General features: G+C 52.9%; 25 protein-coding genes. 9 read left to right on the top strand and 16 right to left on the bottom strand.

The genetic code is table 11. The features are described from left to right. Window positions 1–67 precede the first annotated feature (67 nt). From MET42_RS0104695 to MET42_RS0104675, 5 genes are all read right to left on the bottom strand, one after another. Window positions 68–496 carry a biopolymer transporter ExbD gene (locus MET42_RS0104695; protein WP_024929650.1) on the bottom strand — a complete coding sequence of 143 codons (429 nt, stop codon included), beginning with the start codon at window positions 494–496 and terminating at the stop codon, window positions 68–70. 68 nt (window positions 497–564) lie between these two features. Further along, on the bottom strand, window positions 565–1,170 hold the full coding sequence (locus MET42_RS0104690) for a MotA/TolQ/ExbB proton channel family protein (protein ID WP_024929649.1): 606 nt from the start codon (window positions 1,168–1,170) through the stop codon (window positions 565–567). A gap of 84 nt (window positions 1,171–1,254) precedes the next feature. Continuing rightward, window positions 1,255–3,717, bottom strand: a complete 2,463-nt coding sequence (locus MET42_RS0104685) for a DNA internalization-related competence protein ComEC/Rec2 (RefSeq protein ID WP_019881652.1) — start codon at window positions 3,715–3,717, stop codon at window positions 1,255–1,257. 9 nt (window positions 3,718–3,726) lie between these two features. After that, the gene (gene lolD / locus MET42_RS0104680) at window positions 3,727–4,431 is read right to left on the bottom strand and encodes a lipoprotein-releasing ABC transporter ATP-binding protein LolD (protein WP_019881651.1); all 705 of its coding nucleotides are present in this window, start codon (window positions 4,429–4,431) and stop codon (window positions 3,727–3,729) included. Next, on the bottom strand, window positions 4,424–5,728 hold the full coding sequence (locus MET42_RS0104675; RefSeq protein WP_019881650.1) for a lipoprotein-releasing ABC transporter permease subunit: 1,305 nt from the start codon (window positions 5,726–5,728) through the stop codon (window positions 4,424–4,426). Before MET42_RS0104675 ends, lolD begins: the two co-directional genes overlap by 8 nt. 204 nt (window positions 5,729–5,932) lie before the next feature. Here MET42_RS0104675 and MET42_RS0104670 point away from each other — a divergent pair, with 204 nt between their 5' ends. Beyond that, window positions 5,933–6,136: a CsbD family protein gene (locus MET42_RS0104670; RefSeq protein ID WP_019881649.1), complete on the top strand. Its 204-nt coding sequence runs from the start codon at window positions 5,933–5,935 to the stop codon at window positions 6,134–6,136. A gap of 56 nt (window positions 6,137–6,192) precedes the next feature. Here MET42_RS0104670 and ppc read toward each other — a convergent pair whose 3' ends face one another. Then, window positions 6,193–8,988 carry a phosphoenolpyruvate carboxylase gene (gene ppc / locus MET42_RS0104665; protein WP_019881648.1) on the bottom strand — a complete coding sequence of 932 codons (2,796 nt, stop codon included), beginning with the start codon at window positions 8,986–8,988 and terminating at the stop codon, window positions 6,193–6,195. Window positions 8,989–9,272: 284 nt separating this feature from the next. Here ppc and MET42_RS0104660 point away from each other — a divergent pair, with 284 nt between their 5' ends. Next, window positions 9,273–9,494 (top strand): hypothetical protein, encoded by a 222-nt coding sequence (locus tag MET42_RS0104660; protein WP_019881647.1) that lies wholly within the window; start codon window positions 9,273–9,275, stop codon window positions 9,492–9,494. An 8-nt stretch (window positions 9,495–9,502) separates the two neighbouring features. Here the strand turns inward: MET42_RS0104660 and MET42_RS0104655 are convergent, their stop codons facing one another. Genes MET42_RS0104655 through rsmD form a run of 5 tightly spaced genes read right to left on the bottom strand, consistent with a single transcriptional unit; the run spans window position 9,503 to window position 11,586 of the window. Then, on the bottom strand, window positions 9,503–9,766 hold the full coding sequence (locus MET42_RS0104655) for a hypothetical protein (protein ID WP_019881646.1): 264 nt from the start codon (window positions 9,764–9,766) through the stop codon (window positions 9,503–9,505). Beyond that, window positions 9,759–10,166, bottom strand: coding sequence for a lactoylglutathione lyase (gene gloA, locus MET42_RS0104650; RefSeq protein WP_019881645.1), 408 nt, complete (start codon window positions 10,164–10,166; stop codon window positions 9,759–9,761). The genes MET42_RS0104655 and gloA overlap by 8 nt, the downstream gene beginning before the upstream one ends. Window positions 10,167–10,226: 60 nt before the next feature. Beyond that, on the bottom strand, window positions 10,227–10,481 hold the full coding sequence (locus tag MET42_RS0104645) for a YfhL family 4Fe-4S dicluster ferredoxin (protein ID WP_019881644.1): 255 nt from the start codon (window positions 10,479–10,481) through the stop codon (window positions 10,227–10,229). 38 nt (window positions 10,482–10,519) lie between these two features. Then, window positions 10,520–11,008: a pantetheine-phosphate adenylyltransferase gene (gene coaD, locus MET42_RS0104640; RefSeq protein ID WP_029512320.1), complete on the bottom strand. Its 489-nt coding sequence runs from the start codon at window positions 11,006–11,008 to the stop codon at window positions 10,520–10,522. A 38-nt stretch (window positions 11,009–11,046) separates the two neighbouring features. Then, window positions 11,047–11,586: a 16S rRNA (guanine(966)-N(2))-methyltransferase RsmD gene (gene rsmD, locus MET42_RS0104635; RefSeq protein ID WP_019881642.1), complete on the bottom strand. Its 540-nt coding sequence runs from the start codon at window positions 11,584–11,586 to the stop codon at window positions 11,047–11,049. A gap of 131 nt (window positions 11,587–11,717) precedes the next feature. On the opposite strand from rsmD, the gene MET42_RS0104630 reads away from it, so the two are divergent. Continuing rightward, a complete protein-coding gene (locus MET42_RS0104630) occupies window positions 11,718–11,915 on the top strand; it encodes a PLDc N-terminal domain-containing protein (protein ID WP_019881641.1) in 198 nt (65 codons plus the stop codon). A gap of 41 nt (window positions 11,916–11,956) precedes the next feature. Here the strand turns inward: MET42_RS0104630 and MET42_RS0104625 are convergent, their stop codons facing one another. Next, a complete protein-coding gene (locus MET42_RS0104625) occupies window positions 11,957–13,267 on the bottom strand; it encodes a pitrilysin family protein (RefSeq protein WP_019881640.1) in 1,311 nt (436 codons plus the stop codon). Window positions 13,268–13,331: 64 nt separating this feature from the next. Beyond that, the gene (locus MET42_RS0104620) at window positions 13,332–14,732 is read right to left on the bottom strand and encodes a pitrilysin family protein (protein WP_019881639.1); all 1,401 of its coding nucleotides are present in this window, start codon (window positions 14,730–14,732) and stop codon (window positions 13,332–13,334) included. 189 nt (window positions 14,733–14,921) lie between these two features. Here MET42_RS0104620 and ftsY point away from each other — a divergent pair, with 189 nt between their 5' ends. Genes ftsY through MET42_RS0104605 form a run of 3 tightly spaced genes read left to right on the top strand, consistent with a single transcriptional unit; the run spans window position 14,922 to window position 17,521 of the window. Further along, on the top strand, window positions 14,922–15,908 hold the full coding sequence (ftsY, locus tag MET42_RS0104615) for a signal recognition particle-docking protein FtsY (protein ID WP_019881638.1): 987 nt from the start codon (window positions 14,922–14,924) through the stop codon (window positions 15,906–15,908). 19 nt (window positions 15,909–15,927) lie between these two features. Then, window positions 15,928–16,605, top strand: coding sequence for a cell division ATP-binding protein FtsE (gene ftsE, locus MET42_RS0104610; RefSeq protein WP_019881637.1), 678 nt, complete (start codon window positions 15,928–15,930; stop codon window positions 16,603–16,605). A gap of 25 nt (window positions 16,606–16,630) precedes the next feature. After that, entirely contained in the window at window positions 16,631–17,521 is an 891-nt protein-coding gene (locus MET42_RS0104605) for an ABC transporter permease (protein ID WP_019881636.1), read from the top strand. Between the two features lie 702 nt (window positions 17,522–18,223). Here the strand turns inward: MET42_RS0104605 and MET42_RS0104595 are convergent. Both MET42_RS0104595 and MET42_RS0104590 read right to left on the bottom strand, forming a co-directional pair. After that, complete coding sequence (locus MET42_RS0104595) at window positions 18,224–19,870, bottom strand: electron transfer flavoprotein-ubiquinone oxidoreductase (protein ID WP_019881634.1); 1,647 nt, start codon at window positions 19,868–19,870, stop codon at window positions 18,224–18,226. A gap of 14 nt (window positions 19,871–19,884) precedes the next feature. Further along, window positions 19,885–20,823 carry a LysR family transcriptional regulator gene (locus MET42_RS0104590; RefSeq protein WP_019881633.1) on the bottom strand — a complete coding sequence of 313 codons (939 nt, stop codon included), beginning with the start codon at window positions 20,821–20,823 and terminating at the stop codon, window positions 19,885–19,887. A 150-nt stretch (window positions 20,824–20,973) separates the two neighbouring features. On the opposite strand from MET42_RS0104590, the gene MET42_RS0104585 reads away from it, so the two are divergent. The 3 genes from MET42_RS0104585 to MET42_RS0104575 all read left to right on the top strand — a co-directional run bounded on the left by MET42_RS0104585 (window position 20,974) and on the right by MET42_RS0104575 (window position 23,500). Then, on the top strand, window positions 20,974–21,726 hold the full coding sequence (locus MET42_RS0104585; protein ID WP_019881632.1) for an electron transfer flavoprotein subunit beta/FixA family protein: 753 nt from the start codon (window positions 20,974–20,976) through the stop codon (window positions 21,724–21,726). Further along, a complete protein-coding gene (locus MET42_RS0104580; protein WP_019881631.1) occupies window positions 21,723–22,652 on the top strand; it encodes an electron transfer flavoprotein subunit alpha/FixB family protein in 930 nt (309 codons plus the stop codon). The genes MET42_RS0104585 and MET42_RS0104580 overlap by 4 nt, the downstream gene beginning before the upstream one ends. A gap of 65 nt (window positions 22,653–22,717) precedes the next feature. Continuing rightward, entirely contained in the window at window positions 22,718–23,500 is a 783-nt protein-coding gene (locus MET42_RS0104575; protein WP_019881630.1) for a ferredoxin--NADP reductase, read from the top strand. A 52-nt stretch (window positions 23,501–23,552) separates the two neighbouring features. On the opposite strand, the gene MET42_RS0104570 is transcribed toward MET42_RS0104575, so the two are convergent. Continuing rightward, window positions 23,553–24,974, bottom strand: a complete 1,422-nt coding sequence (locus MET42_RS0104570) for a DHA2 family efflux MFS transporter permease subunit (protein WP_019881629.1) — start codon at window positions 24,972–24,974, stop codon at window positions 23,553–23,555. Between the last annotated feature and the right edge of the window lie 49 nt (window positions 24,975–25,023).

The raw sequence follows: 25,023 nt of genomic DNA, 5'->3' as shown, positions 1-25,023 counted from the left end.
AAACAAACAGCCCGCCATGATTGACGGGCTTGTTGAGGGATCACAACCATGTGTGCCCAGTGATACATTAGCGGGAATTCACCTGCGTCGCAAACGTAATATGCGTGTAATTGGCCATACGCGAAGCTTCCATAATATTCACCACGGACTGATGCGTGGCTTTGGCATCGGCATTGATAATAATGGTGGGCTCTTTACCTGTTGGCCCTTCGGAGCCCACTTGCGTCAGCACCGCAGCCAGGTCAGAGACGACTGCACCATTGGCTTCTTTGCCATTCACCAGGTAGCGGCCATTCGCATCCACCTCTACCGTAATGGTCAATGGCTTTTCCTGCGGCGCACTGGCATCGGCAGTTGGCAAGTTAATTTGCAGTTCGCTGGTGCGAGAGAACGTCGCACTCACCATCAAAAAGATGATAATCACCAGTAGTACGTCGATCAGTGGAATAAAGTTGATTTCCAACTCTTCGTTGCGGACACCACGTTTGAAATTCATGAAATTGCCTTTGTTTTCAATATGCGGTGAAGCCGCCGAGCGCAGCAATCACCTTATCCACGATGATCCTAGCCACGGTCACCATGGATGATTTCTACCAGTTTAATCGCTTGCTGCTCCATATCGACCAGGAAGCCATCAATCTTGCCACGGAAATAACGGTAGGCAATCATGGAAGGCACCGCCACCACGATACCAGCCGCCGTGTTGTACAGCGCCACAGAAATACCGCGCGCAAACTGCGCTACGTCATGGCCGCTGTTGGTAAACGAACCGAACAATTCCACCATACCGATCACCGTGCCCAGCAAACCGAGCAAAGGCGCCACAGTCGCAATGGTGCCCAGTGTTGGCAGGTATTGTTCCAGTTTGTGCGCCACCGCACGGCCGGTTTCTTCAATCGCCTCTTTAGTCACTTCACGTGAGTTATTCATATTGGCCAAAGCACTGGCGAACACTTTACCCAACAAGGAGTGCGCTTCCAGGCGGCTCAACGTTTCACGCGTCACACCACCCTGCTTGAGCCAGTTTTGTACTTCTGGCAGCAATTGCTCAGGGGTGACGACCGAGGCTCTTAATGCCCAGAATCGCTCGACGATAATAGCCAAGGCAATCACGGAAGCAATAATCAGAGGCCAGATGGGCCAGCCGGCCGCTAAAATAATTTCCCACACAGCAAACACTCCAGTTGTTTTTAAACTTTCGCTACTTTAGCGTTAACCAGGCCAGAGGGCAAGTTTTGTCCGGTATCTACCCCGTTACAATGCGCCTGCTACAGCTTGATCAGTAGTCTCCCAATAATGCGGCTCGACTGCGCGCCAGCGAATGACTTGTGGTCGTTGGCCGTGCGTAAAATCCAGCACAATGGCGCCATCATGGTCTGAGCGCAGTGTTTGGCTGCCCAATGCCTGATACCTGGCCATCACTTCAGGCTTGGGATGGCCAAAACGGTTGCGGTATCCAACGGTGGCAATCGCTATCTCGGGCTGTACCTGCCGGATAAAGGCAGGGCTAGAAGATGTTTTACTGCCATGATGCGGCATGGTCATGACATTGGAACGCAGCGCCTCAGGCGAAGACTCAAGCAAGACATGCTCGGCATATTGCTCAATATCGCCCGTCAACAACACACTGCCATGCGCTGAAACCACCTGAATCACACAGCTTTTGTCATTATCTTTCACCTCGGACGACCATGCCTGCGTGGGATAAATCACCTTAAAAGAGACTTGGTCCCATTGCCATTGCTGACCAGCATAACACGCGATGTGTGGGATAGCACTTGCCGGGATGCCGCTCGCAGAGTGAATCTGCTGCAACTGCGTAAAGAAACTAGCATCAGATGTCAGCGAGCTCACTATTTGCTTAGCCGCGATGCCCGACAACACAGAGGCCATGCCACCGACATGATCATTATCATCATGTGAGACTACCGCCAGATCCAGCTGCCTGAGCCCTAAATGGCGGAGATAAGGCAAGACGATGCGCTGACCAGCGTCACTTTGTGCGTTATAAACAGGCCCGGCATCGTACAGCATGGCATGTTGTGCCGTTTGTACCAGCACACTCAGGCCTTGGCCGACATCCAGCACGGTGACACGCATCTGACCGGGCGGCAAGCTTGAAGAAACCGGCAAACAGAGCGGCAACCACAACAGCAAACCGGCCCAGCGCAAGGGCCAGCCGCGCGGCATCAGCCAAACCAACGTGCCCAGCATCGCCAGCAGCCATGCCCACATGGGAGGCGTCGCCAAATGAGCCACCGCCCAAGGTAATTGATGCAGCCACACTAATGCGTGCGCACAAACCTGCCACAATCCGGCCGCCCACTGCAGCAAGAAATCGAATGGCAACACCGCCCCGGCAATCGCCAACGGCACCACGCCCAAACTCACCAGCGGGATTGCCAGCCCATTTGCCAGCGGTGAGACCAGAGATAGTTGATTGAACAGCATGACCAGCACCGGCACAAATGCCAGTGTAATGATCCATTGCGTGTGTATTGCTGCCCGCCACCAGCGCGCCGGGCGCAAACGCCCACCCATGGCAAACGCCAGTATTGCCACCGCACTAAAAGACAGCCAAAACCCCGGCGCCATGACCGCCCAAGGATCCAGTAATAGCACCACCCACATGACAACGCAAAGTATCCATGAAAAGGGCAATCTATGTTTGAGGCTCAGCATCGCCAACACCGTGAGCAGCATATAGAGCGTGCGCTGGGTCGGAATAGAGAAACCGGCCAGTGCAGAATAGGCGACTGCCACCAACGCACCGCCTGCACTCGCGGCTAATGTAGAGGGTAAGCGCAGGGCCCACTGCGGCCGTAAACGCCATAACCAGCCGGTACACAAATACCCTAACGAAGCCAGCATCGTAATATGTAGGCCTGAGATCGAGACCAGGTGATTAATGCCTGTATCGACGAATAACTGCCAGTCCGCGCGTGCAATCTGGCTATCATCACCGATCACCAGCGCACGCACTACTGTACTGGCTGGCGTGGTGCCCAAGACCTGTTCGATACGGTCGCCGACACTGGCGCGCCAGCGTGCAATCAATGCGGCAGGCTGCCAGACCAGCGCTTGCAATCTATGCATAGGCGCTTTGGTGATAATCGAACCGCTAGCCCCGATTTGGTTAGCCAGGCACCAGGCGGCATAATCAAATCCATGCGGATTACGCGTGGCGTGTGGCCGTTTAAGCCGGACGCTGAATTGCCAGCGCTCACCCGCTTGCAAACGCGGCATGACGGCGACCGGTTTTGCAGCGTCACCGCGATAAGACTGCTCATATAAATTGAGGCGCACTTTTGCCGGTAGTGGGCAGGAGGGATTAAAACTACGCACTATCGCCACATCTATATGTTGGCCGCGTGCATCACGCTCGGGCACGCTGACAATATCACCCTGTACGGTGATCACCTGCTGCTCGCAAGCAACAGGTAAAGCCGATTGTAATCGCCACCAGGCACGTGCCTGCGCATAGGCAAATGCCAGTGCAGCAATCAGTACGACCAGCCACAAGCTGCGCAGTAATGTTTGAACGGGAAAAGAAAAAGGAACGCCTGAAACACGGGCCGGTATCCGGCCGAATCGGCATAGACTCAGCGTAGTGAGCGCGGCCAACCACCCGGCCCAGACTGTCAGCGACCACAGCTGGGGTTGTTGCTGAAATAGCCAAACTCCAAACAGTAATCCGACTGTGGCGCCTGGCAGCATACGGTCGCGCTAACTGGCAGTCACATCCTGTGGCGAAGATGCCATGGCTTGCAGCGTGCCATCCTGCAAACGATATTGCCGGTGCATGCGCGCTGCCAGTGCCAAGTCATGCGTGACGACCACCAGCGCAGTGCCTTGTTGCGACTGTATTTGCAGCAACAACTCAAACACCTGTTCTGCCGTTTGCCGATCCAGGTTGCCGGTCGGCTCATCGGCCAGGATGCAACGCGGCTGTGTGACCAGGGCACGTGCCAGTGCTGCGCGCTGACGCTCCCCCCCGGAGAGCTCACCAGGCGTATGTTCCAGCCGGTGTGACAACCCAACCAGCGACAAGTAATGTGCTGCCTGTGCCAACGCGTCTGCTCTTGGCATGCGGCGAATCAACAATGGCATCGCCACATTTTCCAGCGCGCTAAACTCGGGCAGCAAATGGTGAAACTGGTAGACAAATCCCAGATACTGGTTACGCATGGCGCTCTTGTCACGTTCGGACAAACTGGTCAGCGGTTTGCCCAACCACTGTACGTCGCCTTGCGTAGGCGCATCCAGTCCGCCCAGCAAATGCAGCAGGGTACTTTTACCGCTACCCGAAGCACCGACAATCGCCACATGGTCGCCCGCCGCCAATTGCAGATTGACGCCGGTCAACACCGAAGTATCCAGGCCTTGATAGGTTTTCGCCAGGCCCTGGCATTGCAATATCAACTCACTCATAACGCAAGGCCTCCGCCGGATTCATGCTGGCCGCACGCGCACTTGGATACAAAGTGGCGACCAGGCTGAGCAAAATAGACAAACCGACAATTGCCGTCACATCTGACCACATCAGTTTGGAAGGTAAATCACTGATGTAATACACATCTTTGGACAAGAACTGTACATTAAATGTGCGTTCTATCCATGGCACCACGGTTTCAATATTCAAGGCCAGTATCACGCCCAGCACCGCACCAGACACCGTGCCTATGATGCCTATCATCGCGCCCTGCACCACAAACATCTTGCGGATGGCTTGCGGCGTGGCGCCCATAGTGCGCAAAATCGCAATATCCGCGCGTTTATCCGTCACCGCCATCACCAGCGTAGACACAATATTGAACGCCGCCACAGCCACAATCAGCGCCAGGATAATAAACATCACACGCTTCTCCAACTGAATCGCTTTAAAGAAGTTGGCATGCTGTTGCGTCCAGTCTGTCACATAATAGTTAGGACCCAGCGCCTGGATCAGCTCACGGCTGACACGATCGGCCATAAACAAATCGTCCAGTTTCAGGCGCAGGCCAGACACCTGGTCCCCCAGGCGATACAATTTGGCGGCATCATCGAGGTGGATCAATGCCAACCCGGCGTCATACTCATACATGCCCACCTGGAAAATCCCGGCCACGGTGAATTGCTTGATGCGCGGTACCAGCCCGGCTGGCGTCACCTGCCCTTGTGGCGCCATCAATACAACCTTTTCACCGACACGCACACCGAGGGCCATAGCGAGGTCTGAGCCAAGGACGATATTGAATTGCCCGGCCTGTAAATCTTTTAACTGGCCAATTTTCATCTGGCTGGAAAGCTCTGACACACTGGCTTCCTGCGCAGGCAATACCCCGCGAATGAGCACGCCCTGCACCGCCTGGTCATAGGTCAGCATGCCTTGCGCCATGATATAAGGCGCGACGCCTTCAATCGGGCTGGCGACGAACTTGGGCGGAATGGACCGAATCTGTTGCTGCAAACTTTGCCAACCCGCCAGGCCGGCCTCAAAACCACGCACTTCGATATGCGAGGCAACGCCCAGAATGCGTTTGCGCAATTCATCCTGAAAGCCATTCATGACTGACAAGACAACAATCAGCGCCATCACGCCCAGCGCAATACCCACCATGCTGGTCAGCGAAATGAATGAAATGAAATGGTTGTTACGCTTGGCACGAGTATAGCGCCAGCCTATCCAGTATTCATAAGGTAAACGTTGCAGCAGCGATTGGCCCAACGCAGAAAGTATGTTCTTCATGCCCGAATCTTAACAGCTTTCAATGGCGCAGCGGAACCCACTCAAGCGTAAAGTCACGCTTAAAAACAGGTTTTCTGACCATGCATGTCAGTCTCCTCTGACCTCAAGTTAGTCCAGGCGCCGACTGAATCCATGCCGTTTTATCTTTAACATGCAACACAGGTTAATGACCTGAACACCATTCTTAAATTGAGGAGATTCGACATGAATAAAGATATTTTCGAAGGCAACTGGAAACAACTCAAAGGCAAAGTGCAGGAACAATGGGGTAAGTTAACCAACGACGACCTGGATGTGATTGAGGGCAAGCGCGATCAAGTCGCCGGTAAAATCCAGGAACGTTACGGCATTACCAAAGACGAAGCCGAAAAGCAAATCAAAACCTGGGAAAGCAAGCATAAGCACTAGGCTTATGTGAAAAAAGGACAAGCCAAGCTTGTCCTTTTTTCGCATACAAGTGACAATCAACCGGTGTTGCGCAAGCTGGTGGCAATGCCGTTAATCGTCAGTGGTATCGCCCACTTCAGTTTTTCATCCGTTTCACCATTACGGTAGCGCTGAATCATTTCTACCTGCAAATGATTCATAGGATCAAGGTAGGGCAAACGGTCACGGATGGATTTTGCAATCACCGGCTGACTGGCCAGGCGTTGCGTGGTGCCCAGTAACAGATTGACGGCATCCGTAGTCAGCTTGTGCTCCTGCGCAATCCGGCTGAAAATCTCTTCGCGCAGGTCGCGGTCTTCGAGCAAATGGGCATAATGGCGTGCCACAATCAGGTCAGTTTTAGCCAGCACCATGTCCACATTCTGGATTAAGGTATTAAACAAGGGCCAATGCGCCTGCATTTCATGCAACATAGCCAGCCGCGCTTCTTTTAATGCAGGATCCTGCTGCAAAAAATGATGAATGGCGCTGCCTAGGCCGTACCAGCCGGGCAAGAGTAAGCGGCATTGCCCCCAGGAGAATCCCCATGGAATCGCACGTAAATCCTCGATGCGACGCGTCGATTTACGCGCCGCCGGTCGACTGCCTAAATTGAGTTCGGCAATTTCGTTAATCGGTGTGGTATTAAAAAAGTATTCGGCAAAACCAGGAGTTTCATAAACCAGGCTACGATAGCTGGTCATGGCGGTGGCAGACAATGTTTCCATCACACCTTCGAAAGCGCGTCGTTTGCCGGACTCCAGTTGGTCAGCCGGGAATAATGTCGCATCCAGCGTGGCGGCAATCAGGGTTTCCAGATGCTGCCGACCGACTACCGGATCCGCATACCGTGTGGAAATAATCTCGCCCTGCTCGGTCAGGCGAATCTGGCCATCCACTGTGCCTTTGGGTTGCGCCATGATGGCCTGGTAAGTAGGGCCACCCCCACGACCCACCGTACCACCGCGGCCATGGAACAGGCGCAATTTGACATTGGCCTGGTTGAACAGCTCCACCAGTGAGATTTCTGCTTTATATAGCTCCCAGTTGGAGGTTAAAAAGCCGCCGTCCTTATTGCTATCAGAATACCCCAGCATGACTTCCTGCTCACTGCCCTGGTAGCGAATCACGTGGCGGATGCCAAGTAGGCTCAGCCATTTGCCCATAATCATGGGCGCATCGCGCAAGTCCGCAATGGTTTCAAACAAGGGCACGATATTCAAATCGACCTGGATATTGGCCGAACCCCACACACCGCGCAACAAACCGGCTTCTCGTTGCAGCAAAGCCACTTCCAACATGTCAGACAATGTTTCAGTATGCGAAATAATATATTGCCGCACCGCATACTCACCAAAGCGCTCGCGCATCTCACGCACCGCCACCAGCACACCAATTTCTTTATGCACCAATTCGGAATATTGCTGGAAGGGTGAAAACAGTAAACGCGGCTGCTTCAGTTCTTCCAGCAAAATGCCGATTTTTTCATCCTCATTAAAGCCCGCATAGTCAAAGTCATGGCCGGCCTTTTGCAATAATTCTGTAATCACCGCTTCATGCACGTCTGAGGACTGGCGGATATCGACCGTCGCCAGATGAAAGCCAAAAGTGCCAATCGCCTTGATCAGCTTGCCCAGCCGCGGGTAGATCAGGGCTTCGCCATGATGGTTGCGCAACGAGTCGGCAATGGTTTGCAAAGGCGCCAGCAAGGCCTCTGGCGTATCGTAAGGGTCAGCCGTCATGTCTTCAGGCAGCACCCAACCACCTTGCGGCAGCAGCGTATTGGCCGTGGCCAGCAAACCATCGTGAATACCGTTTAGCGCCAGGCGATAAGGTTCATCCAGCCGGTGTTGCGATTGGTCACGCGACGCTTTGGTCATTTGCAGCACAGCCTCGTCCACGCCGACCACCCGCGTTGAAACTGCCAGTTCGCGCTTTAATGCCGCCAGTTCCTGTAAATAAAACCTGAATAAAGTAATGGCCTGCAAGCGCACGCTTTCGCGCAACGTCGCCCCGTTCACAAACGGGTTGCCATCCCGGTCACCGCCTATCCAGCTGCCCATACGCAAAAAGCTGGGCAATGCTACATTGGGCAGCAAGTCACACAAGTCGCGCTCAACGTCTTGCAGAATTTCGGGGATGACATGCAAAAACGTACTTTCGTAATAAGTCAGTGCATTTTCGATTTCATTGAGCACACTGAGTTTGGAGTAACGCATCATGCGAGTTTGCCACAACGCCGACACCGCGCCTTGCAACAGCAGGCTATTGCGGGTGCGCTGGCGTTCGGACACCATTTGCGCACGATCTGCCAACAGTTCGGCAATCAGGCGTTCAATATCCAGCACGCTTTTGCGCTGCACTTCGGTGGGGTGCGCGGTGAGCACAGGGGAAATCAGCGCATCCTGTAACAGATGTTTAATCGTATCTGCCGGAATCCCGGCCGCCTTGATTTGCAACAAGGTATATGAAAGCATGCCGGGCGCAGGTGTATTCTGCTGGCAATGCCCTAATTGCTGGCCGTATAAATCCTCAGCCAGGTTCACCAAATGCTTGAAATAGGCCAATGCCCGTACCACACGCACGGTATGCTCCAGACTCAGGCCAGCCAATAACTGCTCCAGGTCTAGCGAGGCTTGCTGGTCATGTGTCTGGTGAAAGCGCAGGGCGGCTTGGCGAATAGACGCAATCTTCTGCGCAACCTCGTCACCTTCAACCTCCAGAATCGCTTTATCGAGCAACTCCCCCAGTAATTGAATATTGTCAGTCAATTGGCTGTCTGCCGAAATCATGGCGGCTGACATCGTTGCGCTGGCCGCAAGTTTTTTTATCATGGTGCCTCTCCTCTAGCTCAGTGCTAGACTAGCAACAAGCAGGCCATATTCAAGGTAACTTTTTTTACTTAAAAATCATGGCGTTAAAGAATAAGAATAGCGCACACGCACCGACATCAGGCGAGGGAGTGCACTGATTTGGCTCTTGTGATTAAAAGTCCGACTGAAAAGCCGAAAAGGGACGAAAAATGGGAACCCGTAAAATGATGCAAAATATTGGCTGTACACATCCATGCATGCGCTGACTGATTACATGCCTGAGTTTGCTCAGGCATAATAAACACATGGCGCTTATCAACCTCGATCATTGGATACAGCAAATACTGACTGTCTGGCAGTCACTGTCTGCGCTGGGTCTGTGGCAGCAAGATGCCTTCTTGCTGTTGGTGTGTCTGCTCGCCTGCCTGTTGCTATTTATCACCGGCACCGTGATTGGCCTGTTTGTGCAGTCGCTATGGGGGATTTTTATTTCCAGCCGCCGCCCTGCTGACGAAGATCATAAGTAAGCAATCAATTATTGCGCAGCAGCAGTGCTCAGCCATTGCTGAATGGCCACCAGCTCTGCGGCCACATCCGGGCCGAAATCTTCATATTGGTGACCACCGGTTCTGGCATACCAGTACTTGCTATTCCAGGTATCGCCTTCAATCTTATGCAGCACGGCGTGAATCCAGTTCGCCGTGGTGTCGCTATAGTCCTGCGCGATATTGTGGGCCGCATCCCAGTTGCCAGCTTGCGCCTGTGTCACAGCCTCTAATAACTGTGCCTGGTTAGACATTAACGGGGTACTCAATCGTCCCCTTCTGGATGAATTCGATTTTATAGCCGTCCGGGTCTTCGATAAACGCAATGACAATCGTGCCGTGCTTCATCGGCCCCGCTTCGCGTACTACCTTGCCACCTTTGGTTTTGACCAGTTCACAGGCTTTGTAAGCATCGTCGACCTCAATCGCCATATGACCATATGCGCCACCCATGTCATAGGCTGTTTTGCCATAGTTGTAAGTCAACTCCAGCACGGTGTTATCGTACTCATTGCCATAACCGACAAACGCCAATGTAAATTCGCCATCCGGGTAATCCTGAGTGCGGATCAACTTCATACCCAGCACCGCGGTATAAAAATCAATCGAACGTTGCAAATCGCCTACGCGCAACATGGTATGTAATACTCGCATTATTGACTCCTTGAAATCCGTGTAACTTCTTTTTTAATGTTGGTTTTAATTATTTTCGTTTTAATGATTGAGTGCAGTGATCCGCACATACTTTTCCATCAGCTGTTCCTGTGTTTCAGGTCGATCCGGGTCTAGCGGAATACAACTGATCGGGCATACCTGCTGACATTGTGGCTTATCGTAATGCCCAACACATTCCGTGCACAAATCAGGGTTGATTTCATAGATTTCTGCGCCTTGCGAAATGGCCTCATTCGGGCACACTGGCTCGCAAACATCGCAGTTAATACATTCATCGGTAATAAATAGCGCCATGACTCTTTAAAATAAGGGATTCTCTATCTGGTATAGCGTTAAGCAGCGACCAGTTTTTGCTTGATCGCAGTTTCGACGCCTGGCGACACAAACTGGTTCACATCACCGCCCAGGCGCGCAACTTCGCGCACCAGGCTGGAGGAGATAAACATAAATTCTTCGGCTGGCGTCATAAACAGGGTCTCAAGTTTTGGATACAGCTTGCGGTTCATGCCTGCCAGTTGAAACTCGTATTCAAAATCACTGGCCGCACGCAAACCACGAATCACCATCTGTCCGCCTTGCGCCTGCACGAACTGCATCAGCAGGCCATCAAAGCCCACCACGCGAATGTTGCTGCCATTAAACACAGACTCGGCCAACGCCACGCGCTCTTGCAGGCTGAACAAAGTCTGCTTGCTGGTACTGCCGGCCACCGCCACAATCACCTCATCAAACAGATTGGCGGCCCTGCGCACAATATCTTCATGCCCCAATGTAATCGGATCAAATGTTCCCGGATACACTGCCACTCTGACTTTACTCATTCACCTTTACCCCGAATATTTTTTAAGGTGTCCTCGACCTATGCTTTTACGGGCTGCAGCAGATGATAAAACACCTGCCCCGCCTTGCCGGACTTGATCACTTGCCAGCCCGAGTCGGATTTTAACGCATATTCCGCCTCCACATACAGCAAACCATCGTCGGCCAGGTGGCTGGCCAACTGTGGCAACAACTTATCCAGCCACTGTTTATGGTAGGGTGGATCGCAGAAAATCACATCATAGCGCTGTTTGTTTTGCGCCAAAAACTGCAAGGCATCCATTTGCCGGATCTCGGCCTGCGTCGCGCCCAATAAGCGCTGGTTTTGCAGCAATGCCTGAAACGGCGCTTTGACCAGCTCCAGCATGGTCACCTGCCTGGCATTACGCGATAGCGCTTCAAAGCCCAGGGCGCCCGTGCCCGCAAACAAATCCAGGCAGGCTTTACCTGTCATCTCCTGCCCTAACCAGTTAAACAAGGTCTGGCGCACGCGGTCAGACGTCGGGCGCAAGCCTTCTGCATCTGGAAACTTGAGTATGCGGCTACGCCAAACGCCGGCATTCAGGCGAACTTGATTCATGAATATTGTTCTATTCGTTAGCAACGACAAAGCATGATTATAAAGGCGTTCTTGCTAGCAGCCACATTTACATGATCATCCATGCAAATGGATCGTGCTATGATTCATGGCAATTAACAAAGGAAAACAGCATGGAATTCTTATTTGGGTTTGGCATATTAGGCAGCCTGATTGCACTGGCACTAGGATTATTTTGGGTATGGATGCTGGTCGATTGCCTGGCCAATCAAAGCGAAGACAAACTGGTCTGGTTTCTGGTGATTTTCTTCCTCAACCTGTTGGGTGCGTTTTTATACTACCTGCTGGCGCGTAAAAAACGCATCGCCTGATACACCCGATAAAAAAGCCGACCATGTGGTCGGCTTTTTCATTATTCGGCCCCGACAATCACGGTGGCAAAACTTTCCGGGTGAACACGTCGCTTAAATGCATCATTCACTTGCTGTACCGTCACCTTGGCCACATGGTCATTAAAACTATCCAGGTAATCCAACGGCAGCTGGTAAAAACCAATCATATTCAGGTACTCCAGAATCTTGCTGTTGCTATCTATGCGCAGCGGAAAACCGCCGATCAGGTTATCCTTGGCCGCAGCCAGCTCTTTTTCCGTCACGCCTTTATCCACAAACTGCTGCACCGTCTCTTTCACCAGTTTAAGTGCTTCATCTGCCTGCGCCTTCTTGGTTTGCAGGCCGATCTGGAACGGGCCTAACTGGCTCATCGGCATAAAATAACTATACACACTGTAGGCCAGGCCGCGCTTCTCACGCACTTCTTCAGTCAGGCGCGACACAAAACCGCCGCCACCCAGAATATAGTTACCCACATACAAAGGGAAAAAGTCCGCGTCACCCCGTTTATTACCCGGCTGTCCCAGCAGGATATGCGCTTGTACCGCCGGATGCGGCAATTTTTTCACGCTGGCCGAGGCAGGCGCTGTCACTGGCGGCACAGGCGCTACCGCAGCGCTTTGCGGCAAACCAGCACTCAGCCGTGCGGCAATCTGCCTGGCTTGCTCGGTGGTCAAATCTCCCATCATGGCAATCACCGCCGACTTGGCCGTGTAATAGGTTTGGTAAAACTGGCGTAATTGCGCCACCGTCAGCGACTGCACAGTGGAAATTTCACCGTTTTGATCCAGGCTGTAAGGATGCATGCCATACACGGACTGCATAAACGCTTTTTGTGCGATGCTGTCAGGCTCGGTTTCGGCCTCCTGCAGGGCCGCGACGATACGCGCCTGCTCGCGCGCAAGCACTGCTGGCGGAAAATCCGGCTGATGCAATACCAATGCAAACGCATCCAGCGCCGCCTGCTGCTCGCTGGTCAACGTGCGTAACTTGAAGCTGGCACGGTCAGCATCAAAACTGCCGCCCAGCACGGCACCAATATCGGCAAAACGATTGGTCAGTGCCTCCTCCTCAAGCCCGCCCGCAACCAACGCCATCAAATGGTGCGTCACCGCCGCCGTACCGCCGGTTTCAGGCTTATCATAGGCACTGCCAGCACGAAAATTAATGCTGACATCCATCATCGGCAGTGAGTGATTTTCAACAAAGTAAACTTCGCTGCCTTCCGCGGTTGTCCAATGCTGAATGTTCAGGGCGGCCAGGACGTTGGCGGCATACCCTTGCAACACCAGCGCCAAGAGGGCCACTTTCAAAAAACCAATTACGTTCATGCTGTTCCTTGATTCGCCTGTGATGCAGGCGCATTAAATAAAACCAGTAAAAAATAAAATCAAATTAGTGCTGATGCGGACGACCAGCCGGTTTCAGATCAGTGGTCATCGGTTGCGGATCCAGGCTGACCAGAGTTAGTTGATCCGGCAATAAATACTTTTTAGCCACCGCCTGCACTTGTTCCGAGGTCACCGCCTGCACCCTGGCGGCATTGCTCTGTAACAATGACAGCGGATAGCGCATGGTTTCCAGTTGCCCGATTTGCATGGCCTGATAGAACACAGAGTCACGTTTATACACATCCGCCGCAATCACTGCGGCTTTCACGCGATGCAATTCAGCAGCCGTCACACCATTATTCTTAAGCTCATCAATTTGCCCCCAAATGGCCTTGATCAAGGCTTCCTGCGAGATGCCATCACTTGGCGAAGCCGCAACTTCAAACGTTGACGTCTGGCCTCGGTTGGTGCTGTCATAGGCGGTATCAATTTCCAGGGCAATGGCCTGCTCGCGCACCAGCTTCTGGTTGAGACGCGAAGCACCGTTGCCACTCAAAATGCTGGATAACACTTCCAGCGCATAAGGCTCCCAGTCCTGCTCGCTATACGCTTCGCCACTTTTGAGCGCTGGCGCATGAAAGCCCATCACAAAATACGGCAGTTTGGCCGGGGCTTTGACTATGGCGCGGCGCTCGCCCAACTGCACAGGCTCTACTTGTGGTTTGCGCGCAGGCAAGGCTTTTGCAACTAGTTTGCCAAAGTTTTTTTCAGCCAGCGCAAACACCTCCTGCGCCTTCACATCACCGACCACGACGATCGTCGCATTATTTGGCGCATACCAGGTACCGTACCACTCGCGCGCATCTGCGGCGGTCATGTTTTCCAGGTCATTCATAAAACCAACCACCGGGCGCCCATAAGGATGTGCCCGGTACACAGACGCTTCAAACTGTTCGTTCACGCGTGACTGTGGCTTATCTTCAGTGCGCCAGCGCCGCTCCTCTTTAACCACTTCAATCTCTTTGGCAAACTCTGCGTCAGTAATTTGCAAATTGGCCATGCGGTCAGCTTCGAGCTGAAACGATAATGGCAGTCGGGACTTTTCCAGTTGCTGGAAATAACAGGTGTAGTCTTTGCTGGTAAATGCATTTTCCTTGCCGCCTGCCGCAGCTACCTGGCGCGAAAACTGCCCGGCAGGGACTTTTTTGGTGCCCTTGAACATCATATGCTCCAGCACATGCGCCACGCCGGTTTTGCCATTCACCTCATCCAGCGAGCCCGCGCGATACCACACTTGCGACACCACTACCGGCGCCCTGTGGTCTTCCTGCACAATGACCTTCAAGCCGTTTTTGAGGGTGGTTTGCACAATCTCGGCATGACCCGGTAACGCGTAACTGCTGATCAGCACAGCCAGCAAACAGGGACGCGTTAAATGCCGCGCTAATTTGAGTGGGGTTTTCATGTTGTCCAGATTCAAAATGGAAGGAGAATAAAAAGGATTCAAAAAGTCTTGTTTGTGACCAGCCAGCGCCTGGGTTAGTTCTAGCGCTGCTTAAACAATCACTGCCTGAACAACCATCGCCTGCGCCTAATCGTGGCAGGAAACGCCGATTCAGCTTAAAATGACGATATTACCGAGTTTTCAGCCGCCATGTTCAATCCATTTGCTAAAAAAACCGAGCCCGTCACGCCCCCCGCAACAGAAGCCACCAGCCTGAGCTGGACGCAGCGCTTAAAAAACGGCCTGGCCAAAACACGCCAGCAGTTGGGTGGGCAACTAAGCGCGCTGTTTGGTGGCGGCAAAATTGATGAAGACATTTACGAAGAGCTGGAAACCATCCTGCTCACTTCTGACGTCGGCGTGAACGCCACGCAATACTTGCTGGAACAACTGCGCAACCGGGTCAAAAAACAGGACTTGCAAGACACCATTGCGTTAAAACAGGCGCTTAAAGACACCTTGCTTGATCTGTTATCACCGCTGGAGTCGCCTCTGGAGGTGCGTGGTCACCAGCCGTATGTGATGATGATGGTCGGCGTTAACGGCGCCGGTAAAACCACCACCATCGGCAAACTGGCCAAATACCTGCAAGCGCAAGGCCATAGCGTGCTGATTGCGGCAGGCGACACCTTCCGTGCCGCTGCGCGCGAGCAATTGCAGGTATGGGGCGAGCGCAATGATGTGTATGTGATTGCGTCTGAAAGTGGTGACCCGGCTGCTGTGATTTACGATGCGGTTAATTCAGCGATCGCTAAAAAAATCGACGTGGTAATTGCTGACACGGCCGGCCGCCTGCCGACGCAATTACACCTGATGGACGAAATCAAGAAAGTGCAACGCGTCATCGACAAGGCATTGCCTGGCGCACCGCACGAAATTTTGCTGGTGCTGGATGCCAACACTGGCCAGAACGCCGTCAACCAGCTCAAAGCGTTCAACGAGGCGCTGGGCGTCACTGGCCTGGCCTTGACCAAACTAGACGGCACCGCCAAAGGCGGCGTGATTGCAGCCATTGCCCACCTCAGCCAGCAATCCGCCAGCAAGATCCCGGTACGCTTTATTGGCGTGGGCGAAAGTATTGATGACTTACGCCCATTTAGCGCCAATGATTTTATTGATGCCCTGATTGATGACTAGCCATGACAGTGTTTAAACTATGATTGTTTTTAATAATGTCAGTATGCGCTATCCCAATAGCGCACACTTGTTCCGCCAGGTCAGCTTCAGCATAGACAAAGGCGATTTTGTGTTGGTCACCGGCCACTCAGGTGCCGGCAAAAGTACCTTACTCAAACTCATGGCGGGCATAGAATTACCTTCCAGCGGCCATATCCTGATTAACCAGCAGGACATCAGCCAGTTGCACCCGAATGCGGTGCCTTACCTGCGCCGCCGCTTTGGCCTGGTGTTTCAGGATCATAAGCTGCTGTATGACCGCAACAGTTTTGAAAACGTGGCCCTGCCGCTGAGCATACAGGGCATTACCGGTGAAGAAGCCGCACGCCGCGTGCGTGCTGCGCTGGATAAAGTCGGCTTGCTGAATAAGGAAAAAGCCATGCCGATTACGCTTTCCGGCGGTGAGCAACAACGGCTTGCCATTGCGCGCGCGGTCGTCAGCCGCCCTTCGATTGTCATTGCTGACGAACCTACAGGCGGATTGGATCAAGCCGCCTCACTGGAAATCATGCAGTTGCTCAAAGCCTTTAATGATGTCGGCGTGACCGTGGTGATTGCCATGCATGACGTGAGCCAGGTCAGCACCATCGCCTATCGCACCTTGCATATCGACCAGCAAACCATCAGCGCCATGCCTGCGCAAACGGCAATGTTATGAGTGCCCCATTAACGAGAATAAGTGCATGAAAAACTGGCTCAATCAACACGCGCTGGCCATAGATTTGGTCCTGCAGCGCTTAAAAAGTCACTGGCTGAATACGCTTACCATCTGCATGGTGATCGGCATCACCGCCACCCTGCCCGGCCTGCTGTTTGTCGGTCTGGATAACCTGCAAGATATGTCGCGCTCAATTAAACAGGATGCGCAAATCAGCGCATTCCTCAAGTCATCCACCAATGCCAACCTGATCCAGCGCCTAATTAACGACGTCCAGGCTTTGCCGCAAGTCAAAGTGGTGCGTTACGTGCCCAAGGAAGATGCCATCAAGCAGTTGGGTGCGCAGTTTTTGCAAAAAGACCTGCTCGTAGACCTGCCACAAAACCCGCTGCCCGATGCACTGTTTATCACCCTGACGGACACGCAACCTGCTTCAGTCAAACCGGTGCAGGACTTGCTGCAAAAACGCGGAGAGGTCGAAGAGCTAGTCATCGACAGCGTCTGGATTGAGCGCCTGCATTCCATGCTGGTGTTGGGCAAACGCATTGCTATCATTTTTGCCAGTCTGCTCGGCATTGCCATGATCACCGTCATCAGCAACACCGTGCGCATGCAGGTACTCACTCACGAAGCCGAAATTGAAGTCAGCCGCCTGATTGGCGCTACGCATAGTTTCATCCGCCGTCCGTTTTTATATATGGGAGGCGCTTACGGGCTGGGGGGTGGCCTGATTGCCATCGCGCTATTGTTCATGATTGTGTGGAACCTGAGACAACCGGTGCAACTGCTGGCGAACAATTACCAAAGCAATTTTCACTTGGTGTTCCACCTGTTTAATGTGGGCGGACTGATGCTGCTCACCACCATTGCGATTGGCTGGATTGCTGCTTTTATTGCGCTGACGCAGAAGCGCTGAACGGTCTTCTTTCGTCTATAGGTGAGTGTGACTTTTCTTTGTTTGCTCAAAGGGAAGGTTGTTTGATGAACTATCTATTTCGCCTTTTCGGCGACCATTCTTTCTTATGCTTGTCCATAAGAAAGAAGGCAAAGAACAAGACACCCCAACTTCCGCTTGATTCCTGTGCTACTCGAATTGCCGGGCGGCAATCAAAAACTCGCTCCTACGGAGCTCAAACAGTTACCCCCCGCCAATCCTGCGTTGCTCGGCGCGGCAGATGGGGACCCCGAAAACCTAATGAGCGCAACGGCAGGTGATTGTAAGAAATGAATTTGGTTTTCTAACTTTCCAAATTGCTACGATGTAAGTTTGGCGAGATAAATCCCATTCCATCACGCTGAGTAGCGGAGACAAAATAAGGAAGAAGGGAGCGACTGTCTGAGCTCCGCGGCAGCTTGCGCAGTGTGCAAGCTGCTAGGGCGAGTTTCGTGACCGCTTGTTTTGTTGAGCAACGCAAGGAAGCCGAAGGCCGTGATGGCTGGGTGTCTTCCTCTTTGGTTACTTTCTGGGGGACAAGCACCAGAAAGTGACTCGCCTAGAGGCGAAAGAAACTTTACATCACTGCGCCAACATTAAAGCCAAAGAGTACCTGTATTCACACGCAAAAAATAAAAAAGGCGTTACCCCTCAGCATATTCGCCGGAGCAACGCCTTTTCCAATCACTGCGAAACGTAATTCGGTCCGCTACCGCCCTCTGGTGGCACCCAGTTAATATTTTGTGTCGGGTCTTTAATATCGCAGGTTTTGCAATGAATGCAGTTTTGCGCATTGATCTGCAAGGCTTTTTCACCGGCCTGCTCAACAAACTCATACACCCCAGCCGGGCAATAACGCTGCTCTGGCCCAGCGTAACGCGGCAAGTTCACACGTACCGGCATATCCGCTACGCCCAGTTTCAAATGGCAGGGCTGATGATCATCATGCGCAATATTGCACAAACTGACCGAACTGAGTTTATCAAACGTCAGCACACCATCAGGTTTAGCGTAGACCGGCTGACGGCTTTGCGACGCCTCAGCCAGCGTGGCGTGGTCGGCGTAATTGTGTTTGAGCGTCCACGGCAAACTGATATTCCAATTCGCCAGCCACATCTCAGCACCTCCCAGCACGGTGCCTGCCCAAGTACCCCAACGGGATAAATACGGTTTCACATTGCGCACCGCATACAACTCTTGCCAGACCCAGGAAGCGCGTAGCTTTTGCACATAACTGGTCAGCACTTCCGGGCTGCCCTGCGCAACAGCTTCAAAGACAGCTTCCGCCGCCAGCATGCCGGATTTCATGGCGTAATGCGTGCCCTTGATTTTGGGCACATTAACCAGGCCAGCACTGCATCCCAGCAAGGCGCCACCCGGGAAGGCCATTTCCGGTAACGATTGCACGCCACCTTCAGAAATCGCCCGTGCGCCGTAGCTCAGGCGTTTGCCATCCTGCAATAAAGCCTTAAGTTTTGGATGTGTTTTATAGGTCTGGAACACATCAAACGGGGACAAATAAGGATTGCGGTAATCCAGGTGCACCACGTAACCGACGGAGACCAGGTTCTCGCCATGGTGATAAATAAAACCACCGCCACCGGTACTGGCATCTAGCGGCCAGCCCAAGGTGTGCTCAATCAGGCCTTTCTGGTGCAACTCAGGCTTCACGCGCCAGACTTCCTTGAAGCCGATGCCATATTTGGCCGGGCTGGAGGCGGTACGCAAGCCGTAACGCGCTTCCAGCTGCTTGGTCAATGAACCACGTGTACCTTCAGCCACCAGCGTATATTTGGCGCGAATTTCGATACCTGGCGTGTAATTCGCCGTTGGCTCGCCTTGTTTGTCCAGACCCATATCACCAGTAATCACGCCTACCATACGGCCATGCTCATCATAGCTGGGCGATTGCGCAGAAAAACCGGTATAAATTTCCACACCCAGCGACTCTGCCTGCCCCGCCAACCAGCGGCAGACTTCGCCCAGGCTGATAATGTAATTACCATGATTACCCATGAGCGGCGGCAAGGCCCACTCAGGCATGTCCCAGGCTTTTTCTTCACCCAGCACGACAAAGGTATCTTTATTCACTGGCGTATTCAAAGGCGCACCTAAGGCCTGCCAGTCTGGAAACAGCTCCTGCAAGGCTTTCGGATCCAGCACAGCGCCCGAAAAAATATGGCTACCGACTTCGGCGCCTTTTTCCAGCACGCACACGCCCAGCTCCTGGCCTTGTGCCTGTGCTAATTGTTTGAGTCGAATGGCTGCGGACAAGCCGGCCGGGCCTGCCCCGACAATCAGCACATCGTATTCCATGACATCTCTTTCCATCTCTGCTCCTTCTGTCAGGCAATGGCCGGGATATCGATCAGGTCGCTACGCGTCGCCCCTTGGGTGAACGCCTGGCAAAATGCCAAAAACTGACGGATGCCACCGGTCTGATATTTTTGCCTGTGCCATAAAAAATAAAAATTGCGGTGAAACTGCAAACTGTGGTTTTCAATCGGCACCAGGCTACCGCGCCTGAACGCGTCCTTAAGTGCCAGCCTTGAAATGCAGCCAATGCCGAGCCCAGACTCCACCGCGCGTTTGATCGCTTCGGTGTGCTCCAGCTCCAGCGTAATATTGAGCCGTGAATAATCCTGCTTGAAGGCACGGTCAAACGTCTCGCGTGTGCCCGAACCTCTTTCACGCACGATCCACGGTTGCAACAATAAATCTGACTTGTGGATGGTTTTTCCTGTTTGCGCAATCTTTGCCAGCGGATGGGCAGGCGCCGCAAAAATCACCAGTTCGTCGGCAATCCACGGTGCGACGGCAATATCCGGGTGATTACACTCGCCCTCTATCATACCCAAATCCAGTGTATGATTTGCAATCTGCTCGACGATAGTACGTGTGTTTTGGACCTGCAATTGGATGTGGCTTTGCGGATATTGCTGCAAAAATTTAGCTACCAGCAAGGTGACCAGGTAATTTCCCACAGTCAGCGTCGCGCCGATTTTGAGATGGCCATAGCCCTGCTGTCCCTGCAACATACGCTCAATTTCGCGCGCCCTGTCCAACAACTCGACCGCTTTGGGCATCAGTTGCTGACCGGCCTCATTGATACGCAAAGACTTGCCGACACGGTCAAACAACTGGATATCAAATTGTTTTTCCAGCTCGATCAGGGCAGTGCTGGCGGCAGATTGCGACAAGGCAAGCTGATCACAGGCGCGCGACACACTGCCCGCGCGACTGATCGCAACAAAAATTTCCAGCTGTCTGAGTGTGTACTTCATTGAAGGATAAAGGATTGCACGACATTTGCGCCGCGTCAAAATCAATCTAAAAAATAGATATATATTATTATAATAATCAATTTAATAAATATTACAAGCTGGCTTAAAATACGCGGTTACGAGTAAAACCCCAACAAAGGCAAACGTTTTATGAAAGCACTGGTAGCGATCAAACGGGTCGTTGATTATAACATTCAAGTCCGCGTCAAAGCGGATGGCTCAAATGTAGATATTGATGGCGTCAAAATGGGCGTCAATCCGTTTGATGAGAACGCGATTGAAGAGGCGATCCGCCTCAAGGAAAAAGGCATTGTGACTGAAATCGTTGCCGTCACCATCGGTGCCGCAGTGAATCAGGACATCCTGCGCCATGCGTTGGCTATGGGTGCTGACCGTGCTACGTTGATTGAAACCACGGACAGCCTGCAACCGCTGGCCGTCGCCAAGGTGCTTAAAGCCATGGTCGAACGCGAACAGCCATCGCTGATCCTGCTGGGCAAGCAAGCGATTGATGATGATGCGGGCCAAACCGGCCAAATGCTGGCCGCTTTATTGAAACTGCCACAGGCCACTTACGCTTCACAAATCACGATTGCCGACAATCAGGCCACCGTGGTCAGAGAAATTGATGGCGGCACGCAAACATTAAGCGTGACTCTGCCAGCCGTGATTACTGCAGACTTGCGTTTGAACGAACCACGCTATGTCAAATTGCCTAACCTGATGATGGCCAGAAAAAAACCGATTGAAACCATTGCACTGGATTCCCTCAACCTTGCACTCACCGACAGCGTGCAGCAACTGAAAGTGGCGGCACCGCCAGAGCGCCCGGCCGGCATCATGGTGAAAGACGTGAATGAGTTATTGAGTAAATTGCGTACGCATGAGGGGATCATTGCATGAGAACACTGATTATTGCCGAGCATGACGGCCAACATTTGAATGAGCAAGTCGCGCGTGCCGTGACAGCTGCACAACAGTGGCAGCAACCGGTAGATGTCCTGATTGCCGCGGCACAAACCGATGCATTGGCTGCCCAGGCAGCCGCCTTGCAAGGCGTGAGCAATGTACTGGTTGCCACGGATGCCGCCCTGCAACACCCGACTGCTGAACACGTGGCTGACCTGATTGTGCCACTGGCCGCTAATTACAGCGTGGTGCTGGCGGCGCACAGCGCGTTCAGCAAAAACGTATTGCCACGAGTAGCCGCCTTGTTGGATGTCAACATGCTGTCCGACGTACTGGAAATCGTCAATACCAATACTTATGTGCGTGGCATTTACGCAGGCAACGTGCTGGCGACCGTGCAAAGCAGCGATGCCATTCAAGTGCTGACCGTGCGCGGCAGCAAATTTGCCGCCGCAGCGGCTGGTGCGACTGCCGAAGTCAAATCTATTAATACGCCAGCAGCCCCACAAGGCAGCCGTTGGGTATCAGAAGCCTTTAATAAATCAGAGCGCCCCGCACTGACAGCCGCCAAAGTCGTGGTTTCCGGCGGCCGTGCATTGGGCAGTGCTGATGCATTTGCACAAGTCATTGCACCATTGGCAGACAAACTGCATGCCGCTATTGGCGCCAGCCGTGCCGCGGTAGACGCAGGCTATGCGCCTAACGACCTGCAAGTGGGCCAGACTGGCGTGGTGGTTGCGCCTGAGCTATATATCGCTGTTGGTATTTCCGGTGCCATCCAACATGCTTACGGCATGAAAGATAGCAAGGTCGTTGTGGCAATTAACCAGGATCCGGAAGCGCAGATCTTCAAGATTGCAGATTACGGCCTGGTGGCTGACTTGTTTGAAGTCGTACCACAACTGACAGCTGCGCTATAATAGTATCTTAGAATAAACCCTTTTAAATTCAATCCCTTTGCCTAGTCGCGAGTAAAAGAAAAGACATGAGTAATAAAAAATATTCCACCGAAACGATTTTGAGCGTTCATCACTGGAACGACACCTTATTCAGCTTTAAGGCCACTCGCGACCCAGGTTTGCGTTTTGAAAACGGCCAGTTTGTCATGATTGGCATGGAAGTAGATGGCCTGCCACTGACACGTGCTTACAGTATTGCCAGCCCGAACTATGAAGAACATCTGGAATTCTTCAGCATCAAGGTGCCAAACGGCCCGCTGACTTCACGCCTGCAACACTTGAAGGTAGGCGATCCGCTGTTGGTCAGCCGCAAGCCAACCGGCACACTGGTGACTCACGATTTGAAACCAGGTAAAAACCTGTACTTCTTCTCGACTGGTACTGGTCTCGCCCCTTTCATGAGCCTGATCCAGGACATCGAAGTCTATGACCGTTTTGAAAAAGTCATCCTGATTCACGGCGTACGCTATGTCAACGAACTGGCCTACGAAGAGTTCATCACTAAAGATTTACCGAATAATGAATTCTTTGGTGAAGAAGTGCGTAACAAACTGATTTACTACCCCACCGTGACGCGTGAGCCGTTCAGAAACCAGGGCCGCCTGACGGACCTGGTGGAAAGTGGCAAACTGTTCGAAGATATTGGCTTGCCGCCATTGAACCCAGAAACGGATCGCGCCATGATTTGCGGTAGCCCGGCCATGTTGGTTGATACGGCCGCGATGCTGGACAAACGTGGCTTCAAAGTTTCACCACGTATTGGTGAACTTGGCGACTACGTGATTGAGAAGGCTTTTGTAGAGAAGTAAAGTTCTTCACCTGGCTGTTATCCCTTGATAACAGCCAGCAGCCCCTGCCTTACTATTCGCGCTTCGCGTCCTTCATCCCCAGCGCAGCAATCATCGCCAGCGCAAACACCACCGATAACAGTAAAAAGCCTTGTGCATAGGCCTCAAAAATGCCTGGCGTCACCATGCCTAACACGCGTTCGCGCCATTCCATAAACACCGCCATCATAGTCACACCAACCACGCCACCTAACTGCCTGGCATAACTGACGACCACCGAAGACTGTCCTAACTGGTGCGGTTCCATTTCATGCAAGGTCGCCAGGTTGAGCGCAGGTAAGATCAGGCCCAGGCCGATGCGGCCAACCACCGTTGCAGCCACAATGTCCCAATACTGCACCTGCCTGGCCGCCAGCGCAAATACCAGGAATGACGCACCAAATACCATCAGCCCTGCCAGCGTGATGCGTCTGGGTGAAAAGCGGTCAGCCATGCGCCCGGCAAATGGAATCGTCAACACCAGCGCCAAGCCGGAAGGGAGCAATAACAATCCTGCATCCGTCGCCGAATAAGCCATCGCATTTTGTAAAAATACCGGAATCAGGTAAGTCGACGCATACAAGCCAAAACCATAAGCAAATGCCACCAGCGTGCCGCGGCTAAAGGTGGGCCGGTTAAATAGATGCAGCTGGATAATGGCGTGTGGCAACTGATGGGCATGGCGCAGGTAACAGATCATGGACACCACAGTCAGTGTCGCCTGCCCCCAGGTCCAGGCCGACGCTAGCCCGCTATGGTGCAAACTGGAGACAAATTCCACCAGGCCGATGGTGGCGGCCGACAGCCAGCCCAGACCCGGCCAGTCGAATGGTTTGATGGGATTTTTGCGCGGCGCGGGTAGCCAGCGCCAGGCGCATAATAATGCAATGAGCGCAAACGGTACGCCAAGCAGAAAAATGGCATGCCAGCCAAACTGGTCGAGTAACCAGCCACTGATAGACGGTGCAACGGCTGGCGTAAACGCAATCCCAACAATCAGAATGCCAGAGGCGCGCCCCTGGATGTTAGGCGGAAACAAGCGCATCAGCGCCATGACGCCCAGTGGCTGTAACACACCAGCGGCCAGGCCTTGCAACAAGCGCGCAATCACGACCTGTACAAATGAATGTGCATAAAAACCACCGACGCTGGCGGCAATCAGTAGCCACAACGTAGTGATGAATACGCGACGCAAACCGAAACGTTCCAGCCACCAGGCTGCTGGTAGCATGCCTATGGTCATGGCCGCCAGAAATGCCGTCATCGCCCACTGTACATGGTCTTGCCCCAGGTGGAAGGTATGCGTCAACGCAGGCACAGCCACATTGAAGCTCGACGTACACAGGACGCCCGCAATCGTGCCAACGCCGATAATCAGCAGCACCATCCATTTATACCGCTCACCATAGCGCTGCGACAGCGCCTCAAACGAAAGAACTTGTGTATTAGCGTACATGATGACTCACGATTTATTGATGGATGATTGTGATCTGACCTCACGCGGA

It is taken from the genome of Methylophilus sp. 42, from assembly GCF_000384155.1.
GTDB lineage: Bacteria > Pseudomonadota > Gammaproteobacteria > Burkholderiales > Methylophilaceae > Methylophilus.
This window is presented reverse-complemented; position numbering and strand designations above follow the sequence as displayed.